This window comes from Nonomuraea sp. NPDC001684 (assembly GCF_053596515.1).
On sequence record NZ_JBSFGJ010000033.1, the window covers coordinates 1 to 25098 of the forward strand.

22 protein-coding genes and 1 pseudogene are annotated in these 25098 nt (G+C 73.0%); 9 read left to right on the plus strand and 14 right to left on the minus strand.

The genetic code is table 11. The annotated features are described in order from the left end of the window. The 10 genes and pseudogenes from ACWCSD_RS09685 to ACWCSD_RS09730 all read right to left on the minus strand — a co-directional run. Positions 1-466: hypothetical protein (locus ACWCSD_RS09685; protein WP_449913913.1), on the minus strand; the 466-nt coding region annotated here is incomplete at its 3' end. A 188-nt stretch (positions 467-654) separates the two neighbouring features. Beyond that, positions 655-1602 (minus strand): Ppx/GppA phosphatase family protein, encoded by a 948-nt coding sequence (locus ACWCSD_RS09690; RefSeq protein WP_449913914.1) that lies wholly within the window; start codon positions 1600-1602, stop codon positions 655-657. Further along, the gene (locus ACWCSD_RS09695; protein WP_352323567.1) at positions 1593-2081 is read right to left on the minus strand and encodes a DUF501 domain-containing protein; all 489 of its coding nucleotides are present in this window, start codon (positions 2079-2081) and stop codon (positions 1593-1595) included. Before ACWCSD_RS09695 ends, ACWCSD_RS09690 begins: the two co-directional genes overlap by 10 nt. Then, positions 2071-2481, minus strand: a complete 411-nt coding sequence (locus ACWCSD_RS09700) for an FtsB family cell division protein (protein WP_352323568.1) — start codon at positions 2479-2481, stop codon at positions 2071-2073. Before ACWCSD_RS09700 ends, ACWCSD_RS09695 begins: the two co-directional genes overlap by 11 nt. Positions 2482-2552: 71 nt before the next feature. Continuing rightward, complete coding sequence (eno, locus tag ACWCSD_RS09705) at positions 2553-3830, minus strand: phosphopyruvate hydratase (RefSeq protein ID WP_358294516.1); 1278 nt, start codon at positions 3828-3830, stop codon at positions 2553-2555. 105 nt (positions 3831-3935) lie between these two features. After that, a complete protein-coding gene (locus tag ACWCSD_RS09710) occupies positions 3936-5864 on the minus strand; it encodes a protein kinase domain-containing protein (RefSeq protein WP_449913918.1) in 1929 nt (642 codons plus the stop codon). A gap of 75 nt (positions 5865-5939) precedes the next feature. Next, complete coding sequence (locus ACWCSD_RS09715) at positions 5940-6872, minus strand: MazG family protein (RefSeq protein ID WP_352353011.1); 933 nt, start codon at positions 6870-6872, stop codon at positions 5940-5942. A 4-nt stretch (positions 6873-6876) separates the two neighbouring features. Next, positions 6877-7473: pseudogene (locus ACWCSD_RS09720) on the minus strand (SurA N-terminal domain-containing protein); the annotation flags it as partial. Positions 7474-7496: 23 nt separating this feature from the next. After that, positions 7497-10997 carry a transcription-repair coupling factor gene (gene mfd, locus ACWCSD_RS09725; protein ID WP_449913919.1) on the minus strand — a complete coding sequence of 1167 codons (3501 nt, stop codon included), beginning with the start codon at positions 10995-10997 and terminating at the stop codon, positions 7497-7499. Positions 10998-11072: 75 nt separating this feature from the next. Next, a complete protein-coding gene (locus ACWCSD_RS09730) occupies positions 11073-11444 on the minus strand; it encodes a cupin domain-containing protein (RefSeq protein WP_358294522.1) in 372 nt (123 codons plus the stop codon). A gap of 62 nt (positions 11445-11506) precedes the next feature. On the opposite strand from ACWCSD_RS09730, the gene ACWCSD_RS09735 reads away from it, so the two are divergent. From ACWCSD_RS09735 to ACWCSD_RS09745, 3 genes are all read left to right on the plus strand, one after another. Continuing rightward, on the plus strand, positions 11507-12226 hold the full coding sequence (locus ACWCSD_RS09735; RefSeq protein WP_358294524.1) for a methyltransferase domain-containing protein: 720 nt from the start codon (positions 11507-11509) through the stop codon (positions 12224-12226). A gap of 70 nt (positions 12227-12296) precedes the next feature. Continuing rightward, a complete protein-coding gene (gene cysC, locus ACWCSD_RS09740; RefSeq protein ID WP_449913921.1) occupies positions 12297-13511 on the plus strand; it encodes an adenylyl-sulfate kinase in 1215 nt (404 codons plus the stop codon). Further along, positions 13508-14401, plus strand: a complete 894-nt coding sequence (locus tag ACWCSD_RS09745) for a sulfite exporter TauE/SafE family protein (RefSeq protein ID WP_397161385.1) — start codon at positions 13508-13510, stop codon at positions 14399-14401. Before cysC ends, ACWCSD_RS09745 begins: the two co-directional genes overlap by 4 nt. On the opposite strand, the gene ACWCSD_RS09750 is transcribed toward ACWCSD_RS09745, so the two are convergent. After that, positions 14398-15417, minus strand: coding sequence for a glycoside hydrolase family 26 protein (locus ACWCSD_RS09750; protein WP_397161387.1), 1020 nt, complete (start codon positions 15415-15417; stop codon positions 14398-14400). The genes ACWCSD_RS09745 and ACWCSD_RS09750 overlap by 4 nt on opposite strands. Positions 15418-15801: 384 nt before the next feature. Here ACWCSD_RS09750 and ACWCSD_RS09755 point away from each other — a divergent pair, with 384 nt between their 5' ends. The 6 genes from ACWCSD_RS09755 to ACWCSD_RS09780 are packed head-to-tail and all read left to right on the plus strand — an operon-like array spanning position 15802 to position 22249. Next, positions 15802-17115, plus strand: coding sequence for a Wzz/FepE/Etk N-terminal domain-containing protein (locus ACWCSD_RS09755; protein ID WP_397161389.1), 1314 nt, complete (start codon positions 15802-15804; stop codon positions 17113-17115). After that, positions 17112-18377, plus strand: a complete 1266-nt coding sequence (locus ACWCSD_RS09760; RefSeq protein WP_397161391.1) for a hypothetical protein — start codon at positions 17112-17114, stop codon at positions 18375-18377. The genes ACWCSD_RS09755 and ACWCSD_RS09760 overlap by 4 nt, the downstream gene beginning before the upstream one ends. After that, entirely contained in the window at positions 18374-19270 is an 897-nt protein-coding gene (locus tag ACWCSD_RS09765) for a hypothetical protein (protein ID WP_449913922.1), read from the plus strand. The genes ACWCSD_RS09760 and ACWCSD_RS09765 overlap by 4 nt, the downstream gene beginning before the upstream one ends. Then, positions 19267-20121 carry a sulfotransferase gene (locus ACWCSD_RS09770; RefSeq protein ID WP_364337702.1) on the plus strand — a complete coding sequence of 285 codons (855 nt, stop codon included), beginning with the start codon at positions 19267-19269 and terminating at the stop codon, positions 20119-20121. The genes ACWCSD_RS09765 and ACWCSD_RS09770 overlap by 4 nt, the downstream gene beginning before the upstream one ends. Beyond that, complete coding sequence (locus ACWCSD_RS09775) at positions 20121-21362, plus strand: lipopolysaccharide biosynthesis protein (protein WP_449913923.1); 1242 nt, start codon at positions 20121-20123, stop codon at positions 21360-21362. Before ACWCSD_RS09770 ends, ACWCSD_RS09775 begins: the two co-directional genes overlap by 1 nt. Next, the gene (locus ACWCSD_RS09780) at positions 21359-22249 is read left to right on the plus strand and encodes a sulfotransferase (RefSeq protein ID WP_449913924.1); all 891 of its coding nucleotides are present in this window, start codon (positions 21359-21361) and stop codon (positions 22247-22249) included. The genes ACWCSD_RS09775 and ACWCSD_RS09780 overlap by 4 nt, the downstream gene beginning before the upstream one ends. On the opposite strand, the gene ACWCSD_RS09785 is transcribed toward ACWCSD_RS09780, so the two are convergent. Genes ACWCSD_RS09785 through ACWCSD_RS09795 form a run of 3 tightly spaced genes read right to left on the minus strand, consistent with a single transcriptional unit; the run spans position 22239 to position 25062 of the window. Further along, positions 22239-23282: a WecB/TagA/CpsF family glycosyltransferase gene (locus tag ACWCSD_RS09785; RefSeq protein WP_397161400.1), complete on the minus strand. Its 1044-nt coding sequence runs from the start codon at positions 23280-23282 to the stop codon at positions 22239-22241. The genes ACWCSD_RS09780 and ACWCSD_RS09785 overlap by 11 nt on opposite strands. Then, entirely contained in the window at positions 23279-24166 is an 888-nt protein-coding gene (locus ACWCSD_RS09790) for a glycosyltransferase family 2 protein (protein ID WP_449913925.1), read from the minus strand. The genes ACWCSD_RS09785 and ACWCSD_RS09790 overlap by 4 nt, the downstream gene beginning before the upstream one ends. Next, positions 24163-25062: a sulfotransferase family protein gene (locus tag ACWCSD_RS09795; RefSeq protein ID WP_358294547.1), complete on the minus strand. Its 900-nt coding sequence runs from the start codon at positions 25060-25062 to the stop codon at positions 24163-24165. Before ACWCSD_RS09795 ends, ACWCSD_RS09790 begins: the two co-directional genes overlap by 4 nt. Between the last annotated feature and the right edge of the window lie 36 nt (positions 25063-25098).

Here is a 25098-nt window from a genome sequence, read left to right on the forward strand (position 1 = left end):
CCTGGTCGGCACAGCTGACCGAGAAGTAGCCCTTCTTGGACGTGGCCTTCTTCGGACCGAGGACCTGGACGGCCTCCCAGCCCTTGACGTCACCCTTGAAGGTCACCGACTCCTTGACGGTGACCGACTTGGTGCCGTGGCCCTTGAGCTTGACCACCTGGACCTTGCCCTTGGACCCGTCACCGTGGAGCCAACGGTAGGCGAGCTCGGTCTTGCCCTTGACCGGGACCGAGATCCTGGACGAGAAGCGGAGGTTGACCGGACAGGAACCCTGGTAGTCCTTCGACGAGACCTTCGGCGTGGTGACCGAGACCTTGCCAGACTTGGAGGACTTGGCCGCGGTGGCCGTGCCGGCCTTGCCGGCCGCGGCCGAGGTCGCCGCCTGAGCGGGGCTGGCTACCAGGCCCGCTGCCATGGCGGCCAGCACGGCGGCGGAGGCGCCGAACGCCGCCGCCTTACGTGCCAACCCAACAGACATCATGTGAGAGTGCTCCATTCCGTGAGGGAAAAGACGCGCTCGGGAACGGTCGCCACGCCGTCACCTTCCGTGCACAGCAATATGGCAAAGCCCCCGTTTTGCGCCTTTACCTAATCACAATAGTGATTGCACGCTCAACACGGGTCATAGATCGGAAATGTCCGGATTTGGCTATCTCAGCCGGCGAGAGACCAGGCGATTCCATCCAAGATGTCGTGTTCGCTGACGACGACCTGCGAAAACGCAAAACGACGCACGATCCGGTCAAGAATTAGCGCACCGGCGCCAATCACGTCAACCCGCCCAGGATGCATCACCGGAATCCGCGCGCGATCACCATGAGTCATCGCCAGCAGCCGCCGCGTCACCTCGTGAACCTCTTCGGCGGTGATCCTGGAGTGGTGGATGCGCTCGGAGTCGTAGGCCGGCAGGTCGAGGGCGATGCCCGCGATCGTGGTCACCGAGCCCGCCAGGCCGACCAGCGTGTGCGCCCGCTCGACGGGCACCGCCTCCTCCACCCGGTCGAGGGCCGCCTCGATGTCGGCGACGACGGCCTCCAGCGCCGGGGCCGGCGGCGGGTCGCCGGCGTCCCTCAGGTGGCGTTCGGTCAGCCGGACGCAGCCGATGTCCACCGACAGCGCGGCCTCGGCGTGCTCGGAGCCGACCACGAACTCCGTGGAACCGCCGCCGATGTCCACCACCAGGTAGGGCGGCAGCGGGCCCTGCGGCATCTCGGTCTCCGGCGAGATGCGCAGCAGGCCCCTGGTCGCCCCCCTGAACGACAACTCGGCCTCCTCCGCCCCCGTCACGACCTCGGGCGTCACGCCGAAGATCTCGCGGACGCCGTCGGCGAACTCCTGCCGGTTGCCCGCGTCGCGGGTCGCGCTCGTGGCCACCACCCTGGTCGCGACCGCGCCGTGCCGGTCGATCAGCTCCCGGTAGGAACGCATCGCCTTGAACGTGCGCTCCAGCGCGTCGGGCGCCAGCATGCCGGTGCGGTCGACCCCCTGCCCCAGCCGGACGATCTCCATCCGCCGCTCGACGTCGTGCAGCGTGTCGTCGCGGACGTCGGCGATGAGCAGGCGCACCGAGTTGGTGCCGCAGTCGATGGCGGCTACACGCATGGTCCGTCACTCCACCAGTCGGGGAGCGCGTCGAGCGCCTCCCTGCCGAACGGGTTGCTCCCCGGCACCGCCAGCTCGTGCGCCACCAGGGCGTGCAGGCACTTCACCCGCAGCGGCATGCCGCCGGTGCTCTGCATGTCGCGGGGCAGCGGCTCCATGCCCTCGTCGTGGGCCGCCTTGTCGCGCCTGGCGACGTAGTCGTCGTGCGCGGCCTGGTAGGCGGCCGCCAGGTCGGGGTCGCTGGCCAGCCTGGCCTGCATCTCGCGCATCAGGCCGGAGCCTTCGAGCGTGCCGATGGCCGAGGCGGCCTTGGGGCAGGTCAGGTAGTACAGGGTCGGGAACGGCGACCCGTCGGGCAGCCGCGGCGCGGTCTCCACCACGTCGGGATTGCCGCACGGGCAGCGGTGTGCCACCCCGCGCAGCCCTCTGGGCGGCCGGCCGAGCTGCCGCTGGACCGCCTCGACGTCGTCACTTTCCACTGCTGCTCTCCACCGCTCTGCGGCCCGTGCCCTTGTCGGCGGCCTCCACCGACTCCCACAGCGTCTGGTACCACGGCGGCACCTCGACGGGCTGCTTCACGGCCGTCTGCTCCTTGCCCTGCTCGGGCTCCATCACCACATAGCACTTCTCGCCGGGGCCGCAGAAGTGCAGCCGCTCCTTGGCGGTGCGCTTGATCCAGTTGGGATCGTCGCTCTGCCGGTCGCGGGCCAGCAGCGTCTGCCGCTCGGCCTCGACCCTGGCCTTCTCCGCCTGCAGCTCGGCGATGCTGCGGCGCAGGCTGATGTACTCGCGCACAGGGTAGGCCAGGCTCATCGCGATCGCGCACACCACGACCGCGAGGATGGCGGCCCGCCCGGTCAGCTGCGGCCTCTTCGCCAATGCTGCACACCCCCTTCGACGTACGGCCCGCGGCCGTCAGACCTTCCCAGGCCGCGGACCGTCAGTCGAAACTAGCGCCGGAACCGCGGAAAAGCCGCGCGACCCGCGTAGCGGGCGGCGTCGTCGAGAAGCTCCTCGATGCGCAGCAACTGGTTGTACTTGGCCACGCGGTCGGACCGCGCCGGGGCGCCGGTCTTGATCTGGCCGCAGTTGACCGCCACCGCCAGGTCGGCGATCGTGGTGTCCTCGGTCTCGCCGGAACGGTGGCTCATCATGCACCGGTAGCCGTTGCGGTGGGCCAGGTCGACGGCGTCGAGGGTCTCCGACAGCGTGCCGATCTGGTTGACCTTGACCAGCAGGGCGTTGGCGGTGCCCTCGTCGATGCCGCGCGCCAGCCGCTCGGGGTTGGTGACGAACAGGTCGTCGCCGACCAGCTGCACCTTGTCGCCGAGGGCCTCCGTGATGGCCTTCCAGCCCTCCCAGTCCTCCTCGTCGAGGGGGTCCTCGATGGAGACGAGCGGGTAGTTGGCGACCAGGTCCGCGTAGAAGGCGATGAGCTCCTGCGCCGAGACGCCCTTGCCGTCGATCGTGTAGACGCCGTCCTTGTGGAACTCGGAGGCGGCCACGTCGAGGGCCAGCGCCACGTCTTCGCCCGGCACGTAGCCGGCCCGCTCGATCGCGACCAGGATCAGGTCGAGGGCGTCGCGGTTGGAGGGCAGGTTGGGGGCGAAGCCGCCCTCGTCGCCCAGGCCCGTCGCGTAGCCCTTCTCCTTCAGGACGCCCTTGAGCGCGTGGTAGACCTCGGTGCCCATGCGCACGGCCTCGCGGAACGTCTCCGCCCCGATCGGCGCGATCATGAACTCCTGGATGTCGACGTTGGTGTCGGCGTGCGCGCCGCCGTTGAGGATGTTCATCATCGGCACGGGCAGCACGTGGGCGTTGGGGCCGCCGACGTAGCGGAACAGGGGCAGGTCGGCGCTGTCGGCCGCGGCCTTGGCGACGGCGAGCGAGACGCCCAGGATGGCGTTGGCGCCCAGCTTGGCCTTGTTGGGCGTGCGGTCGAGGTCGATCATGATCTGGTCGATGATGCGCTGGTCCTCGGCCTCGACCCCGTTGATCTCCTCGAAGATCTCGTCGGTCACGGCGAGCACGGCCTTCTCCACGCCCTTGCCGCCATAGCGCTTGCCGCCGTCACGCAGCTCGACCGCCTCGAACTGGCCGGTGGACGCCCCGCTCGGCACGGCGGCGCGGCCGCTGCTGCCGTCGTCGAGCACGACCTCGACCTCGACCGTGGGGTTGCCCCGGGAGTCGAGGATCTCGCGAGCGTAAACGACCTCGATGGTAGCCACGGGTTGCGCTCCTAAATCGAAAGGCAATATGCCATCAGAGCCTATCGGTACCCCGGCCCACCGGTACGGCACGGTCCGGCCACCGAGCCTCGGGCCCGTCGTGGGTCAGCTGGCCGGGGACAGGCTCCAGGCCTGGAGGCGGCCGCCGGTCGCGGCGACCAGCAGCCCGTCGCCCACCGCCAGGGCGGTGATCTTCCTGCCCGGCGCGAGGCCGCCCAGCCGCTCGCCGCGGTCGGCGTTCCAGACGGTGACCCCGTCGCCGCCCCCGGCGATCATCCGGCGGCCGCCCGCGGCCGTGACGCCGGCGCCCGCCGCGCCCGTGCTGAAGCCGCGTACGAAGGCGCCGCTGGCCAGGTCGTACACGGCGGTCGAGCGGCCCGTGGTGACGGCGGCGTGGCCGTCGCCGAACGCGGCGACCGAGCGCACCTCGCCCTTGCCCTCGCCGAGCAGCCCGCCGGCCGCGCCCACCAGGCCCCGGCCGGTGCCGACGAGGGCCTTGCCGCCGGCCTCGTCCCAGGCCAGGGCGGTGACCGGGCCGGCGGCGGCCCTGGTGCTGGCGACGACGCGGTTGGAGGCCAGGTCGAGCGTCACGACCCGGCCGTCGCGGCAGCCGATCACGACCGCGGGCTGCTTGCGCCACTGGCCGGGCGCCAGGCGGGCCTCCGACGGGCACACCGCGTGCCACGTGCCGGGGCGGGCGTCGCCGATGCGCCAGCGCCGCACGGCCCCGTCCGTGCCCGTCCAGACCGCCGTCTGCCGGCCGCCCACCGGGACCAGCAGCAGCGAGCGCACCGGCGTGGGGCCGGCGTTCGCGAGCCGGTCGAGCGGCTCGCCGGCACGCGGGTCCCACACCTCGATCGAGTTGCCCGCCCGCTCGGCGTAGACGACGACGGGCGCGCCCTTGTGGTGACCGATGGCCATCGCCGCCACCTGGGCCCCCGGCTCGGGGCCGAACTCGGGGCCGAGCTCGACGCCGAACGCCCCCGCCTGCCCGCCGTCCCCGCCGCCGGAGGGCAGACCGGCGTTCCGCCACAACGCCCCGGCCACCACCCCCACGACGACGAGCACGCCGACCCCGGCGGCGGCCCACCTCCGCCGCGTCACCGGCCGCCCGCCGGACGGCGCCTCCCGCACCTCACCCGCCCCGGGCCGCGCCCGCCCACGGACGTGCCCACTGACGTGCCCGCCGACGTCCCCACGGACATGCCCACGGACGTGCCCGCGCGGCGCCGTACGGCCCAGCAGCCGCGCCAGCACGTCGTCGGCCGACGGCCGCGCCCGCGGCTCCTTGGCCAGGCACGCCGCCAGCACCGCGCGCAGCGGCTCGGGCACCTCGCGCAGGTCCGGCTCGGCGTGCAGGATCCGGTTCAGCACGGCCGGGATCGAGTCCCGGCCGAACAGCGGCTCCCCCGTGGCGGCGAACCCGATGGTGGCCGCCCAGCTGAAGACGTCGGAGGCGGCCGTCGCGCTCTCCCCCGCGATCTGCTCCGGCGACATGTACCCCGGCGTGCCGACGACGCTGCTCGCCGTGGTGGAGACGTCCAGGTCCTTGGCGATGCCGAAGTCGATCACGCGGGGGCCGTCCTGGCCCATCAGCACGTTGCTCGGCTTGAAGTCGCGGTGCACGATGCCCGCGCCGTGGATGGCGGTCAGTGCCGTGATCGTGCCGGCCGCCAGCCGGTCCAGCTCGCCGCCGGTCAGCGGGCCGCCGTCGAGGACCAGGTCGTGCAGGGACGGCCCGTCGATGAACTCGCTGACGATGTACGGCCGCCCCTCGGCCAGCCCGCTGCCGTAGATCCGCGCCGTGCGCGCGCCCGCCACCTTGGCGGCGGTCGTGCTCTCCCGCAGGAACCGGCGGGTGGCCCGCTCGTCGCCCAGCAGGCGCGGATGCAGCACCTTGACGGCCGCGTGGCCGCCGCCCGCGTCGCGGCCGAGGAACACCGATCCCTGGCCGCCGTCGCCCAGCCGGCCGAGCAGGCGGTAGCCCGCCACCTCCCGCGGCTCCCCCGAGCGCAGCGGTCTCAGCTCCACCACCAGTCCCCCTCGGCTCGCCGGTTCAAGCCCCCGAGGATCCTGGCATTGGGTGACTTCTTCCGACAAGCAGGGCGGTCAGGCGTTGGACTCCCACGCGCGTACGCGGTCGCGGTAGGCACGGGCCGCGGCGCGCAGCTCGGCCTCGGGGTCCAGCCCGGCCTCCTGCGCCCGGCGTACGAGGTCGAACAGCTCGCGCGCCACCCCCTGGCCGATCGCGGCCGCCAGCGCCTCGGGCGCACCGGCCCGCTCGGCCCTGCGCAGCAGCTGGGCGGCCAGCGCGAGCGCGGGCTGGCCCATGGGGACGCCGTCGAGCACCGACGACTCGCCGCCCTTGGCCGCCCGCTCGGCCGCCTTGATCGCCTCCCAGTTGTCGTTGACCTCGTCCGCGCTCTCGGCCCGCACCGATCCGAACACGTGCGGGTGCCGCCGGACGAGCTTCTCGACGATCCCGGCGGCGACGTCGTCCATGTCGAACGTCTCGGCCACGCGGGCGTGGAAGACCACCTGGAGCAGCAGGTCGCCGAGCTCCTCGCGGAGCGCCGGGTAGTCGCCCTGCTCGATCGTCTCCAGGACCTCGTACGACTCCTCCAGCAGGTACGGCACCAGCGACTCGTGCGTCTGCTTGCGGTCCCACGGGCATTCGGTGCGCAGCCGGTCCATCACCGCGACCAGGTCGAGCACCCGCGAGCCGGGCAGGTCGTACGAACCGGGCACGACCTCGATGAGGGGCGGCTCGTCGAGCGCGATGGCCGCGCGCCCGATCGCGCGCATGAAGTCCTCGTCGTCACCGGCGAGCCAGACCACCCGCTCGCGCACCGCCCGCCTGGACAGCGCGACCGCGTCGGGCACGACGACCTCCGCCTCGATCCCGGCGGCGGCCAGATAGGGGAGCTGCGGATGACCGGCGGAGCCGGTCAGCACGGGCCCCGAGCGCAGCGCCTGCCAGGCCTGGTCGCTCAGCAGGCCCGGCGCGACCCTGGGCGAGGTGGTGACGACGATCAGCGGCATCGGGCTAGCCCTGCTGCTGTTGCTGCGCCTGCTGGGAGGACTTGCCGAACCGGCCCGGATCGACGAAGCCCTGCTGGCTGAACTCGCCGTAACGCGGGCTGTAGACCGGCTTGATGCTCGTCAGCTCCTTGACGAACTTCTCCTGCGCGGCCTGGTCCTGGGCGCCGCCGAGCTGGTTGCGCACCTTGACCGCGCCCAGCTCCGCGCGCAGGTAGCCACGCGCGTCGGCCGGGCTGACGCCCCTGGCGATCAGGTTGATCTCGGGCGACTGGTACTGGCCCGGGTCCTTGAGCGCGTTGTCGACCTCGCTCTCGCTGACCTGCACGTTGTGCTTGGCCGCGAGCTGCCTGAACGCGCTCTCGTTCGCCATCCGGTAGAGCACGAACTGGGTGACGGGCACCCCGAGCTGCTCGGCCGAGACGTTGGCGCGCTTGAGGGCGGCCTCGTACTCCTGAACGTTCTTGGTCAGGTCGCGGGCCGAGATGCGCTCGCTCCCGACCACGGCCGCGGCTCCGGCCTCCATGGGCGAAGAGCAGGCGGTCAGCGCGGCGAGTCCTACCGCACCGGCGGCCACAGCCACTCGAATCGACTTCACATGCGTCCCTTTCCGAACAAAAACCGCGCTTAGCTTACCCGCGCGGGCTCAAGAAACATCGCCTCGACCAGGTCGCCGCACCATTTGAGCAGATCCAGGTCGCGCAACGGCTGCCCGCCCAGCGGCTTGGTCTTGGGCACCGGCACGAGCAGCGTCTCGGCCGCCTGCTTGTAGACCGCCTTCTTGTACAGCCGGTCGAGCCTGACCTGCTGCGACTCCCGCAGCCGCGCCGGGCCGAACTTGATGTTCTGCCCCTGCAGCGTGACGTCGGTGAGCCCGGCCGAGCGCGCCTTGATCCGGAAGCGGGCCACCTCCAGCAGGTTCTCCACCTCCACCGGCGGCTTGCCGTAGCGGTCGGTGAGCTCGTCGCGGACCTCGTCGATGTGGATCGGCGCGGTGATGGCCGCGATGCGCTTGTACGCCTCCAGCCGCAGCCGCTCGGAGGTGACGTAGTCGTGCGGGATGTGGGCGTTGATGGGCAGCTCGACCTTGACGTCCTGCTGCTCCTCCTGGACCTCGGCCCCGGACAGCTTCGCCTTCTGCTCCTGCACGGCCTCGGCCATCAGGCGCACGTAGAGGTCGAAGCCGACGCCCGCGATGAAGCCCGACTGCTCGGCGCCGAGCACGTTGCCCGCGCCGCGGATCTCCAGGTCCTTCATCGCGACGTACATGCCCGCGCCCATCTCGGTGTGCTGGGAGATGGTGGCCAGGCGCTCGTGCGCGGTCTCCGTCAGCGGCTTCTCCGGCGGGTAGAGGAAGTACGCGTAACCGCGTTCCCTGCCTCGCCCGACCCGGCCCCTGAGCTGGTGCAGCTGGGACAGGCCGTAGTTGTCGGCCCGGTCGACGATGAGCGTGTTGGCGTTGGGCACGTCGAGGCCGGACTCGACGATCGTGGTGGAGACGAGCAGGTCGTACTCGCGTTCCCAGAAGCCGACCATGATCTTTTCGAGCTGGTGCTCGTTCATCTGGCCGTGGGCGACCGCGATGCGCGCCTCGGGGACCAGCTCGCGCAGCCGCGCCGCCACCCGGTTGATCGAGGCCACTCGGTTGTGCACGAAGAAGATCTGGCCGTCGCGCATCAGCTCGCGCCGGATCGCCGCCGCGATCTGCTTCTCCTCGTACGGCCCCACGAAGGTGAGGATCGGGTGCCGCTCCTCCGGCGGCGTGAGGATCGTGGACATCTCGCGGATGCCGGTCAGGCCCATCTCCAGCGTGCGCGGGATCGGCGTGGCCGACATGGCCAGCACGTCGACCTGCGTGCGCAGGTGCTTCATGGCCTCCTTGTGCTCGACGCCGAAGCGCTGCTCCTCGTCGATGATGATCAGCCCGAGGTCCTTGAAGCGCACCTCGGGGCTGAACAGCCGGTGGGTGCCGATGACGACGTCGACCGCGCCCGACCGCAGCCCCTCCAGCGTGCCCTTGACCTCGCCGTCGGTCTGGAAGCGCGAGATCGGCCTGATCGCGACGGGGAAGCTGGAGAACCGCTCGGTGAAGGTGGACATGTGCTGCTGCACCAGCAGCGTGGTCGGCACCAGCACGGCCACCTGCTTGCCGTCCTGGACGGCCTTGAACGCCGCCCGCACCGCGATCTCGGTCTTGCCGTAGCCGACGTCGCCGCAGATCAGCCGGTCCATCGGGACGCCGCGCTCCATGTCGCGCTTGACCTCGTCGATGGCTTCGAGCTGGTCGCCGGTCTCGGCGTAGGGGAAGGCGTCCTCCATCTCCCGCTGCCACGGCGTGTCGGCGCCGAAGGCGTGGCCCGGCGAGGCCATGCGGGCCGAGTAGAGCCTGATCAGCTCGCCGGCGATCTCCTTGACCGCCTTCTTGGCCTTGGACTTGGCCTTGGCCCAGTCGGCGCCGCCCATGCGGTTGAGCGTGGGCGCCTCGCCGCCGACGTAGCGGGTGACCTCGTCGAGCTGGTCGGTGGGCACGTAGAGGCGGTCGCCCTTGGCGTACTCGATGACCAGGTACTCGCGGGTCGCGCCCTGGACCGTGCGCTGGACCATCTCGACGTAGCGGCCGACGCCGTGCTGCTCGTGCACGACGTGGTCGCCGACCTTGAGCTGGAGCGGGTCGACCATGTTGCGGCGGCGCGAGGGCAGCCGGCGCATGTCCTTGGTGGACGCCTTCTGGCCCACCAGGTCGAGGTGGGTGAGCACGGCCAGGCGCGGCGTGATGAACCCGTGCTCGATCAGGCCGGTCGAGACGTGCACGACCTTGGGCTCGGGCGCCTTGTCCAGGAAACGCTGCAACCGCGCGGGCACGTCGACGCCCTTGAGCAGCTCGACCATGCGCTCGGCCGGCCCGTGGCCCTCGCTGAGCAGCACGACCGCCTTGTCCTCGGCCAGCCAGCCCTTGATGTCGGCCAGCGCCTTGGCGGTGTCGCCCCGGTAGGCCTCGGAGTCATGGGCGTCGAGCTCGACGCCGTTGCCGAACGGCGCCATCGTCCACCACGGCTGGCCCAGCGCGTCGGCGTGGCCGCGGATCTCCTCCAGCGTGCGGAAGGCCGCCGCGCCCAGGTCGATCGGCGCCTCGCCGCCGGCCGCCGCGTTGATCCAGGACGCCTCCAGGAACTCCTGCGAGGTGCGTACGAGCTCCTCTGCCCGGCCCCTGATGCGCTCGGGGTCGCACACGAACACCGCCGACCTGACCGGCAGGTGGTCGAGCAGCAGGTCCATCTCCCCCGCCAGCACCGGCGCGAACGCCTCCATGCCCTCGACCGGAATGCCGTCGGCGAGCTGGTCGAGCACCTCGGCGAGGGCCGGGTGCTGCTGCGCCAGCTCCCGCGCCCGCGCCCTGACCTCGCCGGTCAGCAGCAGCTCGCGGCACGGCGGCGCGAACAGGCCGTCCTCGGCCGCCTCCAGCGAACGCTGGTCGGCCACCTTGAACCAGCGGATCTCCTCGACCGTGTCGCCCCAGAACTCCAGCCGCAGCGGATGCTCCTCGGTGGGCGGGAACACGTCGAGCAGCCCGCCGCGCACGGCCACCTCGCCGCGCTTCTCCACCATGTCGACCCGGTGGTAGCCGTTGGTGACCAGGCGCTCGACCACCTCGTCGAGATCGGCGTCGTCGCCGGCCCGCAGCCTGATCGGCTCCAGGTCGCCGAGCCCCTTGACGATCGGCTGGAGCAGCGCCCTGACCGGGGCGACCACCACGCCGAGCGGCCCGGCGGCGGTGTCGCCCTTGACCGGGTGCGCCAGCCTGCGCAGCACGGCCAGGCGCTGGCCCACGGTGTCGCTGCGCGGCGAGAGCCGCTCGTGCGGCAGCGTCTCCCAGGCCGGGAACACCGCGACCGAGCTCGGTTCGAGCAGGCTCGTCAGCGCCGCCGCCAGGTCCTCGGCCTCCCGGCCGGTGGCGGTGACGGCCAGCACGGTGCGCTGATCGTGCGCGGCCAGCGCGGCCACGCCGAACGGCCGCAACGCCGAGGGCGCGATCAGTGAGACGTCGCCGCCCTCTTCGAGCGCGGCGGTCAGCTTCGGGTCGGCCCCGGCCCCCAGGGCCACAAGGTCAAGCAGTCCGGAAAGACTCATCAGATACGCCCACAGCCCCACGACGGCAACACAACTACCCCCGGCCGGGTCAGGTCGCGGGGGTCTCCACCCAGCCTACTCGGGGTGCGGCACCCGGTAACCGGGGACCGACGGCCAGCGTACGGTGAGCACCACCGACTCCTCCTCGGCGACCCACGAGTGGTCCACGCCCTTGCCCCAGACCACGTAGTCGCCCGGCTCGGTCAGCAGCACGCCGCGCCCCGGCAGCTCCACCCGGAACCGGCCGCTGATCAGGACGAGCAGGGCGGTGCGCTCCTCGCCCCTGACCCACTGGGCGCGCTCGTCGCCCGCCGGGTGCACGCCCCACTTGATCTCGACTTCTTCACTGTGTCTTGGGTCGCCGAAGGGTTTGAAGTGACCGAGCAGCCAGCCCCGGTCGCCGGCCGCGTCGATATTGGCGTTCCCCACGTAAACCTGCCCGTCCACGGGGCAGGACGCTAGCAGGGAAGTGCCTAACCGAGACGGCTCGATTGATTACTGTAGGTGACATGTCTGAGGTGCGATCAGTCGCCCAGCGAGGCGACCTCTTCGGTCAACGGATCCGCGAGCACTGGGCCGGGCGGTACAGCCGGCGGCTCGACATACTCGTCGCGGGGTGCGCCCACGACGAGCCGCTCGACGTGGAGCCGCTGGAGGCCAGGGCCACGGGCGCCGACGAGGACCACCCGGTCATCAGAGACGTCGTGGAGGAGCGCGCCGACCTGGTGGCCTGGTCGCTCGGCGACCTGCGCTGCGTGCCACTCCAGCACCGCGCCTACGACGTGATCCATCTGTCGTTCCTGCTCGAACGCGTCCAGCATGCCGAGCTGGTGTTCGACCGCCTGCTCCAGTCGCTGCGACCGGGCGGCCTGGTGCTGCTGCGGATGCGCGACAGGAAGTCGGCCTACGGGCTGCTCGACCGTCTCACGCCGTCGTGGCTGCGCCGGGCGTTGTGGCGCACGCTGGTCACCCCCGGCACGCCGGGCCCGCTGCCCGTCGTCTACGAGCCGCTGGCCTCCAGCGACGGCATGCACGCGTTCTGTCTCAGCCGCGGGCTGATGATCACCGACGACGAGCGCCGGGTCAGCGGCCCGGCCCGCGCCGGCCGGCTCGGCTCCGCCGCCGTCGCGCTGGTCGACCGGCTGAGCGGCGGGCGTTACCCCGCCTCCCACGACGAGATCACGATGGTGATCAGGAAGCCCCAGCATCACTTCGCCCGGCTGCTCTAGCGACAGGACGGTCCGAGCGACTAGACTCCTTTCCTACCAATTCAATCGGAATAGTTGGGATGTCGGAACCGTGGAGTGGACCCCGGACGCGCACGAGCTGGCCGACCTTGAGCTGCTGCTGTCCGGGGCGTTCGAGCCGCTGACCGGCTTCCTGGGCCACGACGACGTGCACGCCGTGCACGAGCGCGGCACGCTCGCCGACGGCACCCCCTGGCCCGCGCCGGTCACCCTCCACCTGCCCGCCGAGGTCTCGCCCGGCGACGAGGTGCGGCTGCTCGACCCCGAGGGCCTGCCGCTGGCCGTGCTCACCGTGACCGCGCGCGAGGCCGACGGCCTGACCTCGGGTCCGCTCAAGGCGCTCGGCGCGCCCGAGCACGGCCCCTTCGCCCGGCTGCGCCGCACGCCCGCCGAGGTCAGGGCCGAGCTCGGCGGCCGGCCCGCGCTGGCCGTCACGATGCGCGGGCCGCTCGACGACCTCACCGAGATCGTCGCCACCGCGAAGGAGCTCGACGCGGTGATCGTGCTGCTCCCCCTGTCGTACGGCGAGGCAGGCCCCGGCGTCGTCCGCGCCGCGCTGCGCGCCAAGACGCAACTGCCGGAGGGCACCCTCGTGGTCCCGGTCCCCCTGGCGCCGCGCGCGGAGCCGGAGATCGACCTCGAACTGCGCGAGCACGTCGCCACCGCCTACGGCGCCACCGAGCACTACGCGGGCCCCGAGCCCGTCACGCTCCCCGGCCCGCCCCACCGCCGCGGCCTGGTCGTCTTCTTCACCGGCCTGTCCGGCTCGGGCAAGTCCACCATCGCCCGCGGCCTGCGCGACGCCCTGCTGGAGCTCGGCACCCGCACCGTCACCTACCTCGACGGCGACGTCGTGCGCCACCTGCTGTCCAAGGGCCTGACCTTCTCCAAGGCCGACCGCGACCTGAACATCCGGCGCATCGGCTTCGTCGCGGCCGAGGCCGCCCGCCACGGCGGCCTGGCGATCTGCGCCCCCATCGCCCCCTACGCCGCCACCCGCGAGGAGGTGCGCGAGACGGTCGAGTCCGTCGGGGCCGACTTCCTGCTCGTGCACGTCGCCACGCCGCTGGCGGAGTGCGAGCGGCGCGACCGCAAGGGCCTGTACGCCAAGGCCCGCGCCGGCCTGATCCCCGAGTTCACCGGCGTCTCCGACCCCTACGAGGAGCCGGACGACGCCGACCTGGTGATCGACACCACGCACATCTCGATCGAGGCGGCCGTCTCCCAGGTCCTGGGGGCGCTGCAGTCCGGAGGGTGGGTACGTTGATCGACTTCGCACTGGTCGCCGGGTCCTTCGTCGTCGCGATCGTGGTCGGCCTGACCGGCATGGGCGGCGGGGCCCTGATGACCCCGATGATGATGTTGTTCTTCAACGTGCCGCCGCTGGCCGCGGTCTCCAGCGATCTGGTCGCCTCGGCCGTCATGAAGCCGGTCGGCAGCGTCGTCCACCTGCGGCGGGGCACGGTCAACCTGCGGCTGGTCGGCTGGTTGTGCGCCGGGTCGGTGCCGGCCGCGTTCTGCGGGGTGTTCCTGGCCCGCGCGTTCGCCGTGACGGACGCGGTCAAGTACGCGCTGGGCGTGGCGCTGCTGCTGGCCGTCGTCGGCATGGCGGTCAAGGGCTGGCTCGGCGCGCGGGGCGGCTCGTCGAACGCCCATGAGATCGTCGTGCGCCCAATTCCGACCCTACTGGTCGGTACGGTAGGCGGGCTCGTGGTCGGCGTCTCCTCCGTGGGATCGGGTTCGCTGATCATCGTGGCCCTGCTCGTGCTCTATCCGGCGCTCAAGGCCAACCAGCTCGTCGGCACCGACCTGGTGCAGGCCGTGCCCCTGGTCGCGGCGGCCGCGCTCGGCCACCTGATGTTCGGCGACTTCAAGCTGGAGCTCACGCTCTCGCTGCTGATCGGCTCGATCCCCGGCGTCTACCTCGGCGCGCGGATCTCCTCACGCGCCCCGGGCGGGCTGATCAGAGCCCTGCTGGCGATCGTCCTGCTCGCCTCGGCGCTCAAGCTCCTGGACGTCGGCAACGCCGTCACCGTCTGGCTGCTCGTCGCCGCCTGCGCGGTCGCCTTCGCCGGCTGGCGGCTGCGCGCCGGCGGCCTGGCCCGGCGCGGCGAGGGGGCCGCGGCCGTCGAGGCTCCCCAGGCAGCGCGGCGTTAGGGCCGCGGCACGCGGGTCGAGCGGAAGTAGCGGTCGCGGGCGAGCTGGGTGAAGGCGCGGGCCGCGCCCGGATCGGAGTCGAAGCTCGTGTTGCCGCGCGGCGCCTGCGGCGAGTCGAAGTACAGCAACGCCTTGATCTGCGGATACCGCTTGATCTGTCTCAGCACCGACTCGAAGAAGCGCCGTTTGAAGGCCCGGTCGGCGGGCCGCTCGAAGACCCCCCACTCGGCCACCATGACCGGCTTGCCGGGGAAGCGGGCCTGCATCCACCGGTAGAACCCCGGCCAGCTCCCGTACTCCTTGCGGGTCTTGTTCACCAGCCCGTCGAAGTCGCGCACCCGGTCGTCGGCGTACGGGTCCATGGCCACCCAGTCGACCACGTCGTCACCGGGGTAGAGATCCTCGAACCAGGGCTTGGCCGCCCAGTTGGGCGCGCCCATGTACGTCATCACCGTCACGGCGTTCTTCACCCCGCGCTCGCGCAGCCTGAGCACGACGTGCCGGAACATCGCCGCGTAGTCGCCGGCCTGCATGCCCGACCCCGAGCGGGCGTCGACGTCGTTCTCCGGCTCGTGGTGGAGGGTGAGGAAGAACCGTTCGGGGAAGGTGCGCCTGAGGTGGTCGGCCAGGCGGTCGATCCGCCGGTCGAGGGCGCCGTCGGCGATGTCGGCCCAGGTGCGGTCGAGCGACGGCTTCCAGTTGATCATGAGCAGCCGGGGCCGGCCCGGGTCGCGGGCCAGGCCGATCTCCTGCGGGGTCGGGAACAGCTCGCTGCCGCGATGGTAGACGTGCAGCACGTCCGCGCCGGCGCCCATGCGCGACTCGGCCCCGCGCAGCGCCTCGGCCACCGGAGCGCCGGTGAAGACCTCGGGCGCCACGCCCCACCAGGCGCCGCAGGAGGGGATGAGCCTGGCGGTGACCGCGCAGGAGGGCGCGCCGGCCAGCTCGGCCGTGCTGGTGTCGACCCGGGCGGGCGTGCCCTCGGCCGTCGAGCAGGCGGCCAGGAGGGCGAGCACCGCGCAGGTGATTGCGGTTTTCGTCGCGAAAGACGCGAAGTGACACTTCATCGCGAAAGACGCGAAATGAGAAAAGCCCCGAAGCTGCAACGCCTTCCAACCCCCTTGTCGACGGACCCCCGCCTATCAAACCTGAACCTTGCCATGCCATTCCTCGAACTTCAGCCAGTGTGCTCGTCTGCCCAGCTCACGGCACCCGACCCCCCACCCACATTTTCTGGAAATATCCATTTAAAAAGGGGCATCTTCGCGGCCGTACCGGAAAAAATCTTCAGTATTCGACTTGGGTAATATCCGTCCGGCCTATAGTGGGCGCACACTGCGCCGAGTGACGCAGCGTTGCCCACCCGCGACAGCGCGCATCCCCTCCAGGAGACCGTCCCCATGAGCCCGTCGCCGGACTTCCAGGCGCGCCGTCCGGGCGCCGACCTGGACGAGCACCTCTCCCTGCTGCGCAGGCGGTGGCTGTTGCTCGTCGGTTGCGTCGTGGTCGGCGGCACCGCCGGGCTCGCCCTGCTGCGGGCCACCCCGCCGGCCTACACCGCGATCACCCAGGTCCTGGTCACGCCCGTCGACGGTCAAGACCAGGGCAACCAGGTGAGCAACCGGCAGCGCGAGCCGCTCAACCTCGACACCGAGGCCCAGATCGCCCAGTCGGCGGTCGTCTCGGCGCGGGTCGCCCAGGCCCTGCGGATCGCCGCGCCGCAGCCGGTCGAGGTCTCCGTCCCGCCCAACTCGGCCGTGTTGTGGGTCTCGGTGACCGACGCCGATCCCGTGGCCGCCGCCGCGCAGTCGCGGGCCTACGCCGACGCCTACCTGGCCAACAGGCGCGAGAGCGCTCAGGCCGCGACGGCCGAGCGGCAGCAGGCGGTGCTGGCCAAGCTCAAGCAGGTCAACACCGGCCTCGACGCGGCCATCAAAGAGGTCGGCCGCCTGCCCAAGGGCAGCGCCGAGCACGCCATCGCCACCCAGCGCCAGAGCGTGCTCAACCGGCAGGCCGCCAGCCTGACGCTCAAGTACGACGCGCTGCGCACGATCGCGGTGACCCCCGGCTCGGTCATCAGCGAGGCGCTGCCGCCGACCCGGCCGAGCTCCCCCAGCCTGCCGCTCTACCTCGGCACCGGCCTGATGGCCGGCCTGCTGCTCGGCGCGGCGGCGGCCTACGCCCGCGACCGGCTCGACACCCGGCTGCGCACGGCCGCCGACGTCGAGCGGCTGACCGGGCTGCCCGTGCTGACCGACCTGTCCGCCTCCCGCGAGCACGGCGTGCTGCACGAGCTGGCCTGCGCCGTGGTCGCGGCCTGCCCCGGCCAGCGGCTGCTGGTCCGGTCGCTGCCCGCCGACCTCTACGCCTCCTCGCTGGCCGAGCCGCTGGCCATCAGCGCGCCGCTGTCGGTGCTCGACGGCTCCGACGTCCGCGACCTGGCGCGGGCCGACGCGGCGCTGCTGCTGGTCGGGCTGGGCCGGGTCACCTCGCCGGAGGTGACGGCGGCCGCCCGCCATCTGGAGCGGCACGACGTGCCGGTCGTCGGCGTGGTGACGGCGACCGACGCGGTGCCGGAGTTCGTCCCGCTGCTGGAGCCGCGCACCCACACCTCGCTCGGCAAGCTCGTCGCCACCGGCGAGCTGGAGGTGAGCCTGGCTGCCGAGACCACGCCCATGCAGTCGTTCCACCACCGGCAGCGCAAGCAGCCGTGACAGGACCAGCCTGGCCGATCGCGGCGCTCCTGCTCGGCTACCCGATCTGGTGGGCGCTGGGGTTCGGCGGCCTGTCGGTGATCGTCCTGGCCGTGCCGATGGCGGTGATCCTGTGGCGGCGCCGGCCGGTCCGGGTCCCCCACGGGTTCGGCCTGTGGCTGCTGCTGCTGGCCGGCTATCTGCTGAGCGCGATGATGCTGGACGAGCTGCCGCCCGGCACGTACGGCGGGTTCAGCGCCGGCCGCCTGATCGGCTGGGCCATGCGCCTGGCCCTGTACGTGTCCGTCCTGGTCATGGTGCTCTACCTGGGCAACCTGACCGAGCGCGAGCTGCCGCAGCTGCGCCTGGTGCGCTGGCTCGGCGTGCTGTTCCTGACGACGGTCGCCGGCGGCCTGCTCGGCGTCCTGGTCCCGCACTTCGCCTTCACCTCGCCGGTCGAGCTGCTGCTGCCCGGCTGGATCAGCGAGAACTCCTTCGTCCAGAACCTCATCCATCCCACGGCCGCCCAGACCCAGAAGGTGCTCGGCTACTCCTCCCCCAGGCCGGAGGCGCCCTTCGAGTGGGCCAACGCGTGGGGCAGCAACGCGTCGGTGCTGCTGATCTGGTTCGTCGTCGGCTGGTGGACGTACGGCGGGCGGGGCCGCCGGGTGCTGGCGGTGCTGGTGATCGCCCTGGCCGCGGTCCCGGTCGTGTACTCGCTCAACCGCGGCCTGTGGATCGGGCTCGGGCTGGCCGTGGCGTACCTGATCGTGCGGGTGGCGGGCCGGACCAGGGTCGTGCTGTGCGGGGCGGTGGCCGCCGGGCTGGTGGTGTTCGCGCTCAGTCCGCTGGCCTCGGTGTTCGCCCAGCGGCTGGACAAACCGCACTCCAACGACGTCAGGGCCTTCACGATGACCGCCACGGTCGCCGCGGCCCGCCACTCGCCGGTCATCGGCTACGGCAACACCCGCAACTCGCTCGGCAACCACCGCTCGATCACCACGGGCAAGACCCAGTGGTGCGCGGCCTGCGGTCACCCGCCGCTCGGCAGCGACGGGCAGCTCTGGCTGCTGCTGATCACCCAGGGCTTCACCGGCGCCGCCCTCTACGTGGCGTTCTTCCTCGGCGCCATCCGCCGCCACTGGGCCGACCGCTCCCCGATCGGGCTGGCCGGGGTGCTGGTGATGGGTCTCGTGCTGCTCTACATGTTCGTCTACGACGGCCTGGTGACGCCGCTGAGCCTCTATCTCATCTCGTTCGCCCTGCTGTGGAGAAACGCATGAAGGACGCCTCCGCGCGGCTCGGATACCTCCGCGAGACCGTGCGCCTGCTGTTCCCCGGTACCGGGTCGCCGCGGCCGTACTCGGTGCTGCCGCACCGGGTGCTGCCCCGCCGGCTGGCCCCGCGGCGCTGGTGGCACGTGGGGGGCGCGGTCACCGTGCCGCTGGAGGGGTCCGTCGCGGCCTATCTGGGCGAGGTCTTCGACGCGCCCGTGGAGGTCGTGCTCCACGTGCGTCCGGCGTTGCGGCCCAACCGCAAGCCCGTCCTGGAGGCCCGTACCGGAGGGCGGCTGCTGGCGTACGTGAAGGTCGGCGACAGCCCGCTCGCCCGCGAGCTGGTCGGCCGCGAGGCGGCCGCGCTGCGCGGGCTGGCCGCGGCGCCGCTGAAGACCGTCGTCGTGCCCGACGTGCTGCACCACGGCGAGTGGCGCGGCCTGCCCGTGCTGGCGCTCTCGCCGCTGCCCGTACGGCGCCGCCGGGTGCCCCCGGCCCTGCTGCACGCCGCGATCATGGAGATCGCCGTCACCGGCGGTCCGGTCCCGGCCTGGCACGGCGACCTGTCCCCGTGGAACATCTGCCCCTCCGCCGACGGCCGGCTGCTCGTCTGGGACTGGGAGCGGTACGAGACCGGCGTCCCCTACGGCCTCGACGCCGCGCACCACCTCTTCCAGCGGGCGCTGCGCAGGATGGACCCGCCCACGGCGGCCCGCGCCTGCGTGGCCAGGGCGCCCCGCGAGCTGGCCCCGCTCGGCCTGTCGTCGGCCGAGGCCCGGCGGACGGCGCTGCGCTACCTCATCGTGCTGGCCGACCGGCACGCCGCCGACGGCCACTGCCCGCTCGGCCCGCCCGAGACCTGGCTCAACCCGGCCGTCGACCACGAGGAGCTGCTGCCATGAGGACGATGAAGCGGCCGGTGCTGTCCTTCTCGCGCCTGGCGGGCCGGTTCACGTCGAGCGCGCGGGTGCTGCCGTCGTTCCTGATCGTGGGGGCGCAGCGGTGCGGCACGACCTCGCTCTACCGGGCGCTGGCCCAGCACCCGCTGCTGCTCAAGCCCGTCCTGCACAAGGGGGTCCACTACTTCGACGTCGGCTACCACCGGCCGATGGCCTGGTACCAGGCGCACTTCCCGCTGCGTGCGGGCGCGGCGCTGCTGGCCCACCGGTACGGCGGCCGCACCCAGGCGTTCGAGTCGTCCCCCTACTACCTGTTCCATCCGCTGGCCGGTGAGCGGATCGCCGCCGACCTGCCCGGGGTCAAGCTGATCGTCCTGGTCCGCGACCCGGTCGAGCGGGCCTGCTCGGCGCACGCCCACGAGCTGGCCAGGGGCTTCGAGTCCGAGTCGCACCTCGAATCCGCCCTTGAGCTGGAGGCCGAGCGGCTGGCCGGGGCCGAGGAGAGCCTGCGCGTGTCGCCGTTCTCCGAGCACCACTCCCACCGCCACCACGCCTACCTGGCCCGCGGCCGGTACGCCGACCAGCTCGACCGCCTCGAACCGCTCTTCGGCCGCGACCGGATCCTGGTGCTCGACAGTCACCGGTTCTTCGCCGAGCCCGAGACCGCCTACGACCGCGTGCTGGAGTTCCTGACGGTGCCGCACCTGGGCTATCCGACGTTCGAGCGGCACAACGGCCGGCCGCTGCCCCGGCCCGTGCCCCGGGTGCTGGAACAGGCGCTCAGGGACCATTTCGAGCCCTACGACGCACGGCTGACGCGCTGGCTGGGCGGTGAGCCGTCGTGGCGCCGGTGATGGTCCGACGCGGGATCGCCGGGCTGACCGGGGCCGGCATAAGCGCGCTGGCGCAGTTCCTGGTGGCCGTGGTGGTGACCAGGGCGTTCAGCCCGGCGCAGGCGGGGGCGTTCTTCAGCGTGACGGCCCTGGCGCTGATGGCGGCCGGCATCGCCAAACTGGACGCCGGCAACGGCCTGGTGTACTTCATCGCGCGGGCCAGGACGTACGGCTATCGCGGTATCTCCGGATATTTCCGGGCGGCCATGGTGCCGTGCGCGCTGGCCGCCTGCGCGGCCGGGGTGCTGCTGGAGCCGCGCATCGGGCTGCTGGCCTGGGCCCTGCCGGTCATCGTGCTCGGCGACATCGCGCTGGCCGCCACCCGCGGGTTCGGCTCGATGCGGCCCACCGTGCTGCTGGACGGCGTGCTGCTGCCCGCCGCGCAGCTCGTGCTCGTCACCTGGGCCGCGCTCGCGCACGCGCCGCAGTGGCTGCCTGCGGCCTGGGCGCTGCCCTTCCTGCCGCTGCTCGTCCTGGCCCTCGCCGACCTGCGCGGACGCGCGCCGCGCACGCCGTACCTGCCGGGGACCGGGCGTGACCTGTGGCGGTACACCGCCCCCCGGTCCGCCGCGGGCGCCATCCAGGCGGTGTTCCAGCGGCTGGACATCGTGGTCGTCGCCCTGCTCGGCGGGCCGGCCCAGGCCGCGGTCTACACGGCCGCCACCCGGTTCCGGGTCGTCGGGCAGCTCGCCAACCAGGGGCTGGCGCAGGCCGTGCAGGAGCGGCTGGTCCGGGCGCTCGCCGACGGGGAGCTCGGCCGGGCGCGCGAGCTGTACCAGGCCACCACGATCTGGCTGGTGCTGCTGACCTGGCCGGTGTGGCTGGGCTACGCCGTCCTCGCGCCGTGGCTGCTGCGCGTCTTCGGCCCCGCGTACGGCGCCGCCGCCCCCATCGCCCTCGTCCTGGCCGGGACCATGCTGGTGGCCTCCGCCTGCGGCATGGTCGACGTCGTCCTGACCGCCGCCGGCCACACCCTGGCCAGCCTGCTCAACCTGCTGGCCGCGGTCGCCTGCACGGTCGCGCTCGACCTGGCCCTGATCCCCTCCCAGGGGGCGTTCGGCGCGGTCGTCGGCTGGTCGGGCGGAGTGATCGTGAAGAATCTGCTGCCGCTGTGGCAGCTCCACCACCGCTACGGCCTGCGCCCGTTCGGCCGCCACACCCTGCCCGCCCTGCGCCCGCGCACCTGGGCGGCGGCCGCGTGAGCGCGCCCGTCCTGGTCACCGGCCTGCCGAGGAGCGGCACGAGCTGGGCCGGCAAGATGCTCACCGCCGGCGGCGGCCTGGTCTACGTCAACGAGCCGCTCAACCCGCAGCACCCGCCCGGCCGCTGCCCCGGCGTGCTGCGGGCCGAGGTCGCCCACCGGTTCCAGTACATCTGCGACGACAACGCCGCCGACTTCCTGCCCGCCTTCCGTGACACGGTCGCCCTGCGCTACCACTGGCTCGCCGAGCTGCGCGCCAACCGCTCCCCCTACGACCTGGCCCGGCTGGCGCGCTACGGCACCGCGTTCGCGTTCGGCCGCCTGGCCGGGCGGCGGGCGCTGCTCGACGACCCGTTCGCGGTGTTGTCGGCGGGCTGGTTCGCCCGGCGGCTGGGGTGCGCGGTCATCGTCCTCGTCCGCGATCCGGTGTCGTTCGTGGCGAGCTGGCGTCGTCTCGGGTGGCGGTTCGATGTCGGCGACCTGCTCGGCCAGCCGCTGCTCGTCCGTGACCATCCCGGGCTGCTGGGCCTGCATCGGCTGCTCGGCTCCGCCGACGACCTGGCCACGACCGCCGCTCTGTGGCGGGCCGCGCGGTCGGTTCTGGCCGCCACGCCCGGCGTCCTGGTCGCCTCGTACGAGTCGCTGGCCGAGGATCCGGTCGCCGGTTTCCGGGATCTCTACGCCCACGCGGGGCTGCCGTGGTCACCGTCCGCCGAACGCCGGATCGTCCGGGCCTGCACCACGCCGTCCCGCCGGTCGGCGGCGTTCGCGTGGTCGGGGTTGTCCCGTACGGCCTTCCGTCCGATGGACTCCCGTCACGCCCTCGCCACGGCGGCCCGGGGGCTCACCCCTGCGGAGGCGGCCCGGGTCCGGGCCCTCACCGCCTGAGCCTGGTCAGCAGGCAGCCGGCGAGCAGGCGTACCGCGAAGGGGAGATCGTCCACGAGGTAGCGCCGCGCCAGCCGGCCGGGCTCGCTCATCAGCCGGAACGCCCACTCCAGCCCGGCCCGCCGCATCCAGCGCGGCGCCCGCTGGACCGTGCCGGCGGCGAAGGCGATGGCCGCCCCGCAGCCCACGAACCACGCCTGCGGCAGCTCCTCGCGCAGCTCGGCGATGAGCAGATCCTGCCGGGGGAAGCCCAGCCCGACGAACACCAGGCGGGGCCGCGCCGCGACCACCCGGCGCCGCACCCGCTGCCTCCCCTCCGCCGTGTCGTCGAAGTGGTACGGCGGCGCGTGCACCCCCGCCACCTTCAGCCCGGGACGGCAGCTCCTGAGCTCGTCGGCGGCCAGCTCGGCCACCCCCGGCGGCCCGCCGAGCAGGTAGACCGGCCAGTTGCGGGCCGCGGCCACCTCGCTGAGCGACCAGATCAGGTCGGCGCCGGTGACCCGTTCGGGCAGCGGGGTGCCGAGCAGCCTGGCCGCCCACACCAGCGGCATGCCGTCGGCCACCACGATCTCGGCCGAGCCCACGAGCTCCTGGAGGGCGGGGTCGCGGGCGACGGCCCGGCAGATGTCGACGTTGGGCGTCACGATGCGGCCGCCCCGTCCGGCCGCGGCCTCGGCCGCCACCCAGCGCACCACGTCGGCCTCGGTGACGACGTCCAGCCCGACGCCGCCGACCCGCACGCGCTCCCCGGCACGTCCTCGACGCCCGGCCTCGGCGGGCCCGCGACCCGCCGGGCGCTCGGACGGGAGGGAGCGCGCAGCCCCCGGCTCGGCGCCACGGCCCCGGCCGACCACGGGCGATCCGGCCGCACGGACCCGCGCGGCCTCGGCGGCATGCCCGGCCCCCGACGCGTAGGTCCGGGCGGACGCGGCCTCGGCGGCATGGCCGCGGGCGGGCGGGGAGTCGGAAGCGGGGTTCGGGGTGGACGGGCGCTGGACGGGGACGGCGGGGATGCGGGTCCTGGGCGGGGTCATATGCCGTGCCCCCGTCCGTGCAGCAGCCCGAGCACGGTCGCGGCCGGGACGATCCCCGCCGCGACGGCCAGCGCGATCGGCGCCCGCGGCTCACCCGGCCGCGCCCCGAACGCGCGCACCGCCCACCGCACCGCCGCGCGCCGCCGCCCGAGCGCCGCGTACGCGAAGGCGAGCTGGCCGTAGACCCGCGCCGCGCCGCGCCGGTCGGCGGCCAGCTCGGGATGGCGGTCGAGCATCCAGTCGAGCCCGGCGATCCGGTCCGCCCAGCGGGCCGCGTAGTAGGACGAACCACCCCACCGCACCCGGACGAGCGGCCGGTCGACGTGCGTGATCGGCCGCCGCCGGGCCGCGCGCAGGGCGAGGTCCCAGTCCTCGTTCTGGCCCCCGGGGGCGCTCTCGTCGGCCCACAGGGCCCCGCGCCGGAACAGGAACGTCGAGGAGTGCACCATCACCATGCGCGACCGCAGGAGGTCGGCCGCGGTCACCGTGTCGGCGCCCGCGAGCCTGGCCACCCGGCGCCCCGCGTGTTCGACCTCGATGGCACAGCTCGCGAACTCGCCCCCGGTCACGGCCAGCGCCCGCGCCTGGGCGGCGAGCTTGCCCGGCAGCCACAGGTCGTCGTCGTCGCAGAAGGCGACGAGATCGGTGTCGAGGGCAGCGATGCCGGTGTTGCGCGCCCCCGGCAGCCCAGGGGCACGCCGGTTGGCCAGGACGGGCACGCCCAGCTCCGCCCCCGGGCGCCCGCGTCCGCCGTCGTCGACCACGACCACGGCCAGCCGCCCCGGATAGTCCTGGGCCAGCACCGCCGCCACGGCCTCGCGCAGCAGCTCGGGCCGGTCGCCGCGGGTCGGGATCACCACCCCCACGGACGGCGGCGCGCTCACGCGGCGACCTCCCGGTAGCCGTACCGGACGCGGAGGGGCCAGGTGAGCGCGGTGACCAGCCGCCGGTCGCGGACGGGCAGCCCCGCACGCCACGAGTCGTCGCACCGCAGCCGGATCCCCCCGACCTGGAACCGCATCGGATTGCCGGACGCGGTGTGCGCTGGCCCGAGCCGCGCGGTCGTGCCCTCCAGGAACGGCAGGCCGGGCACGTCGAGCCCGAGGAAGCCGGCCAGCGCGGTCAGCGTGGGCTCCGGGTCGGCGACCAGGTCCTCGTAGCGCACCCGGGTCACGCGGGCCCCCTGGCGGGCGAGGAGCTCAAGACCGGCGTTCTGGGCCGTCCAGTGGAGGGAGGTGCGCAGCGGCCCCCAGCGGGTCATGGGACGCCCGTCCTCAGGCCGCTCGACGGTCCTGCGCCAGGAATGGGCCACCGCCCGCGGATCCCGGACGACGTGCACGACGCGGACGTCCATGCCGGCCGCGACCAGGCAGTGGGCGAGGGAGGCGTGCTTGCTGGAGTCGATCACGACGGGCGCGCCGGTCGCCTCGTAGACCCTCCGGTAGGCCCGCGCGTACTCGGCCAGGTCGGGATGCGCGATGCGCCCCATCCGGTGGGTGCGATCGACCCGCTGCCGCAACGCGAGCACCCGCTCGGCCACCGACGGCCGCCATCCGCCGAACGCCGCCCGGCCCACCTGCCGCCAGAAGTCACAGGCGGCGAAGGCGGCGCCGCAGCCGCACGGCTCTCCGGCCAGCACGCCCCTCGACCACAGGTGGACCACCTCGCCGAGCGCCACGACGCCGGGCAGCTCGGCGAGCAGCCGCTCCAGCAGAGTGGTGCCACTACGGCCGAGGCCACCGAGGAAGATCACTCGGGTGGCGGATGCGCGGTCGGTCACAGGGGGAGGGCCTTCACACGTCGCCAACACGGAATG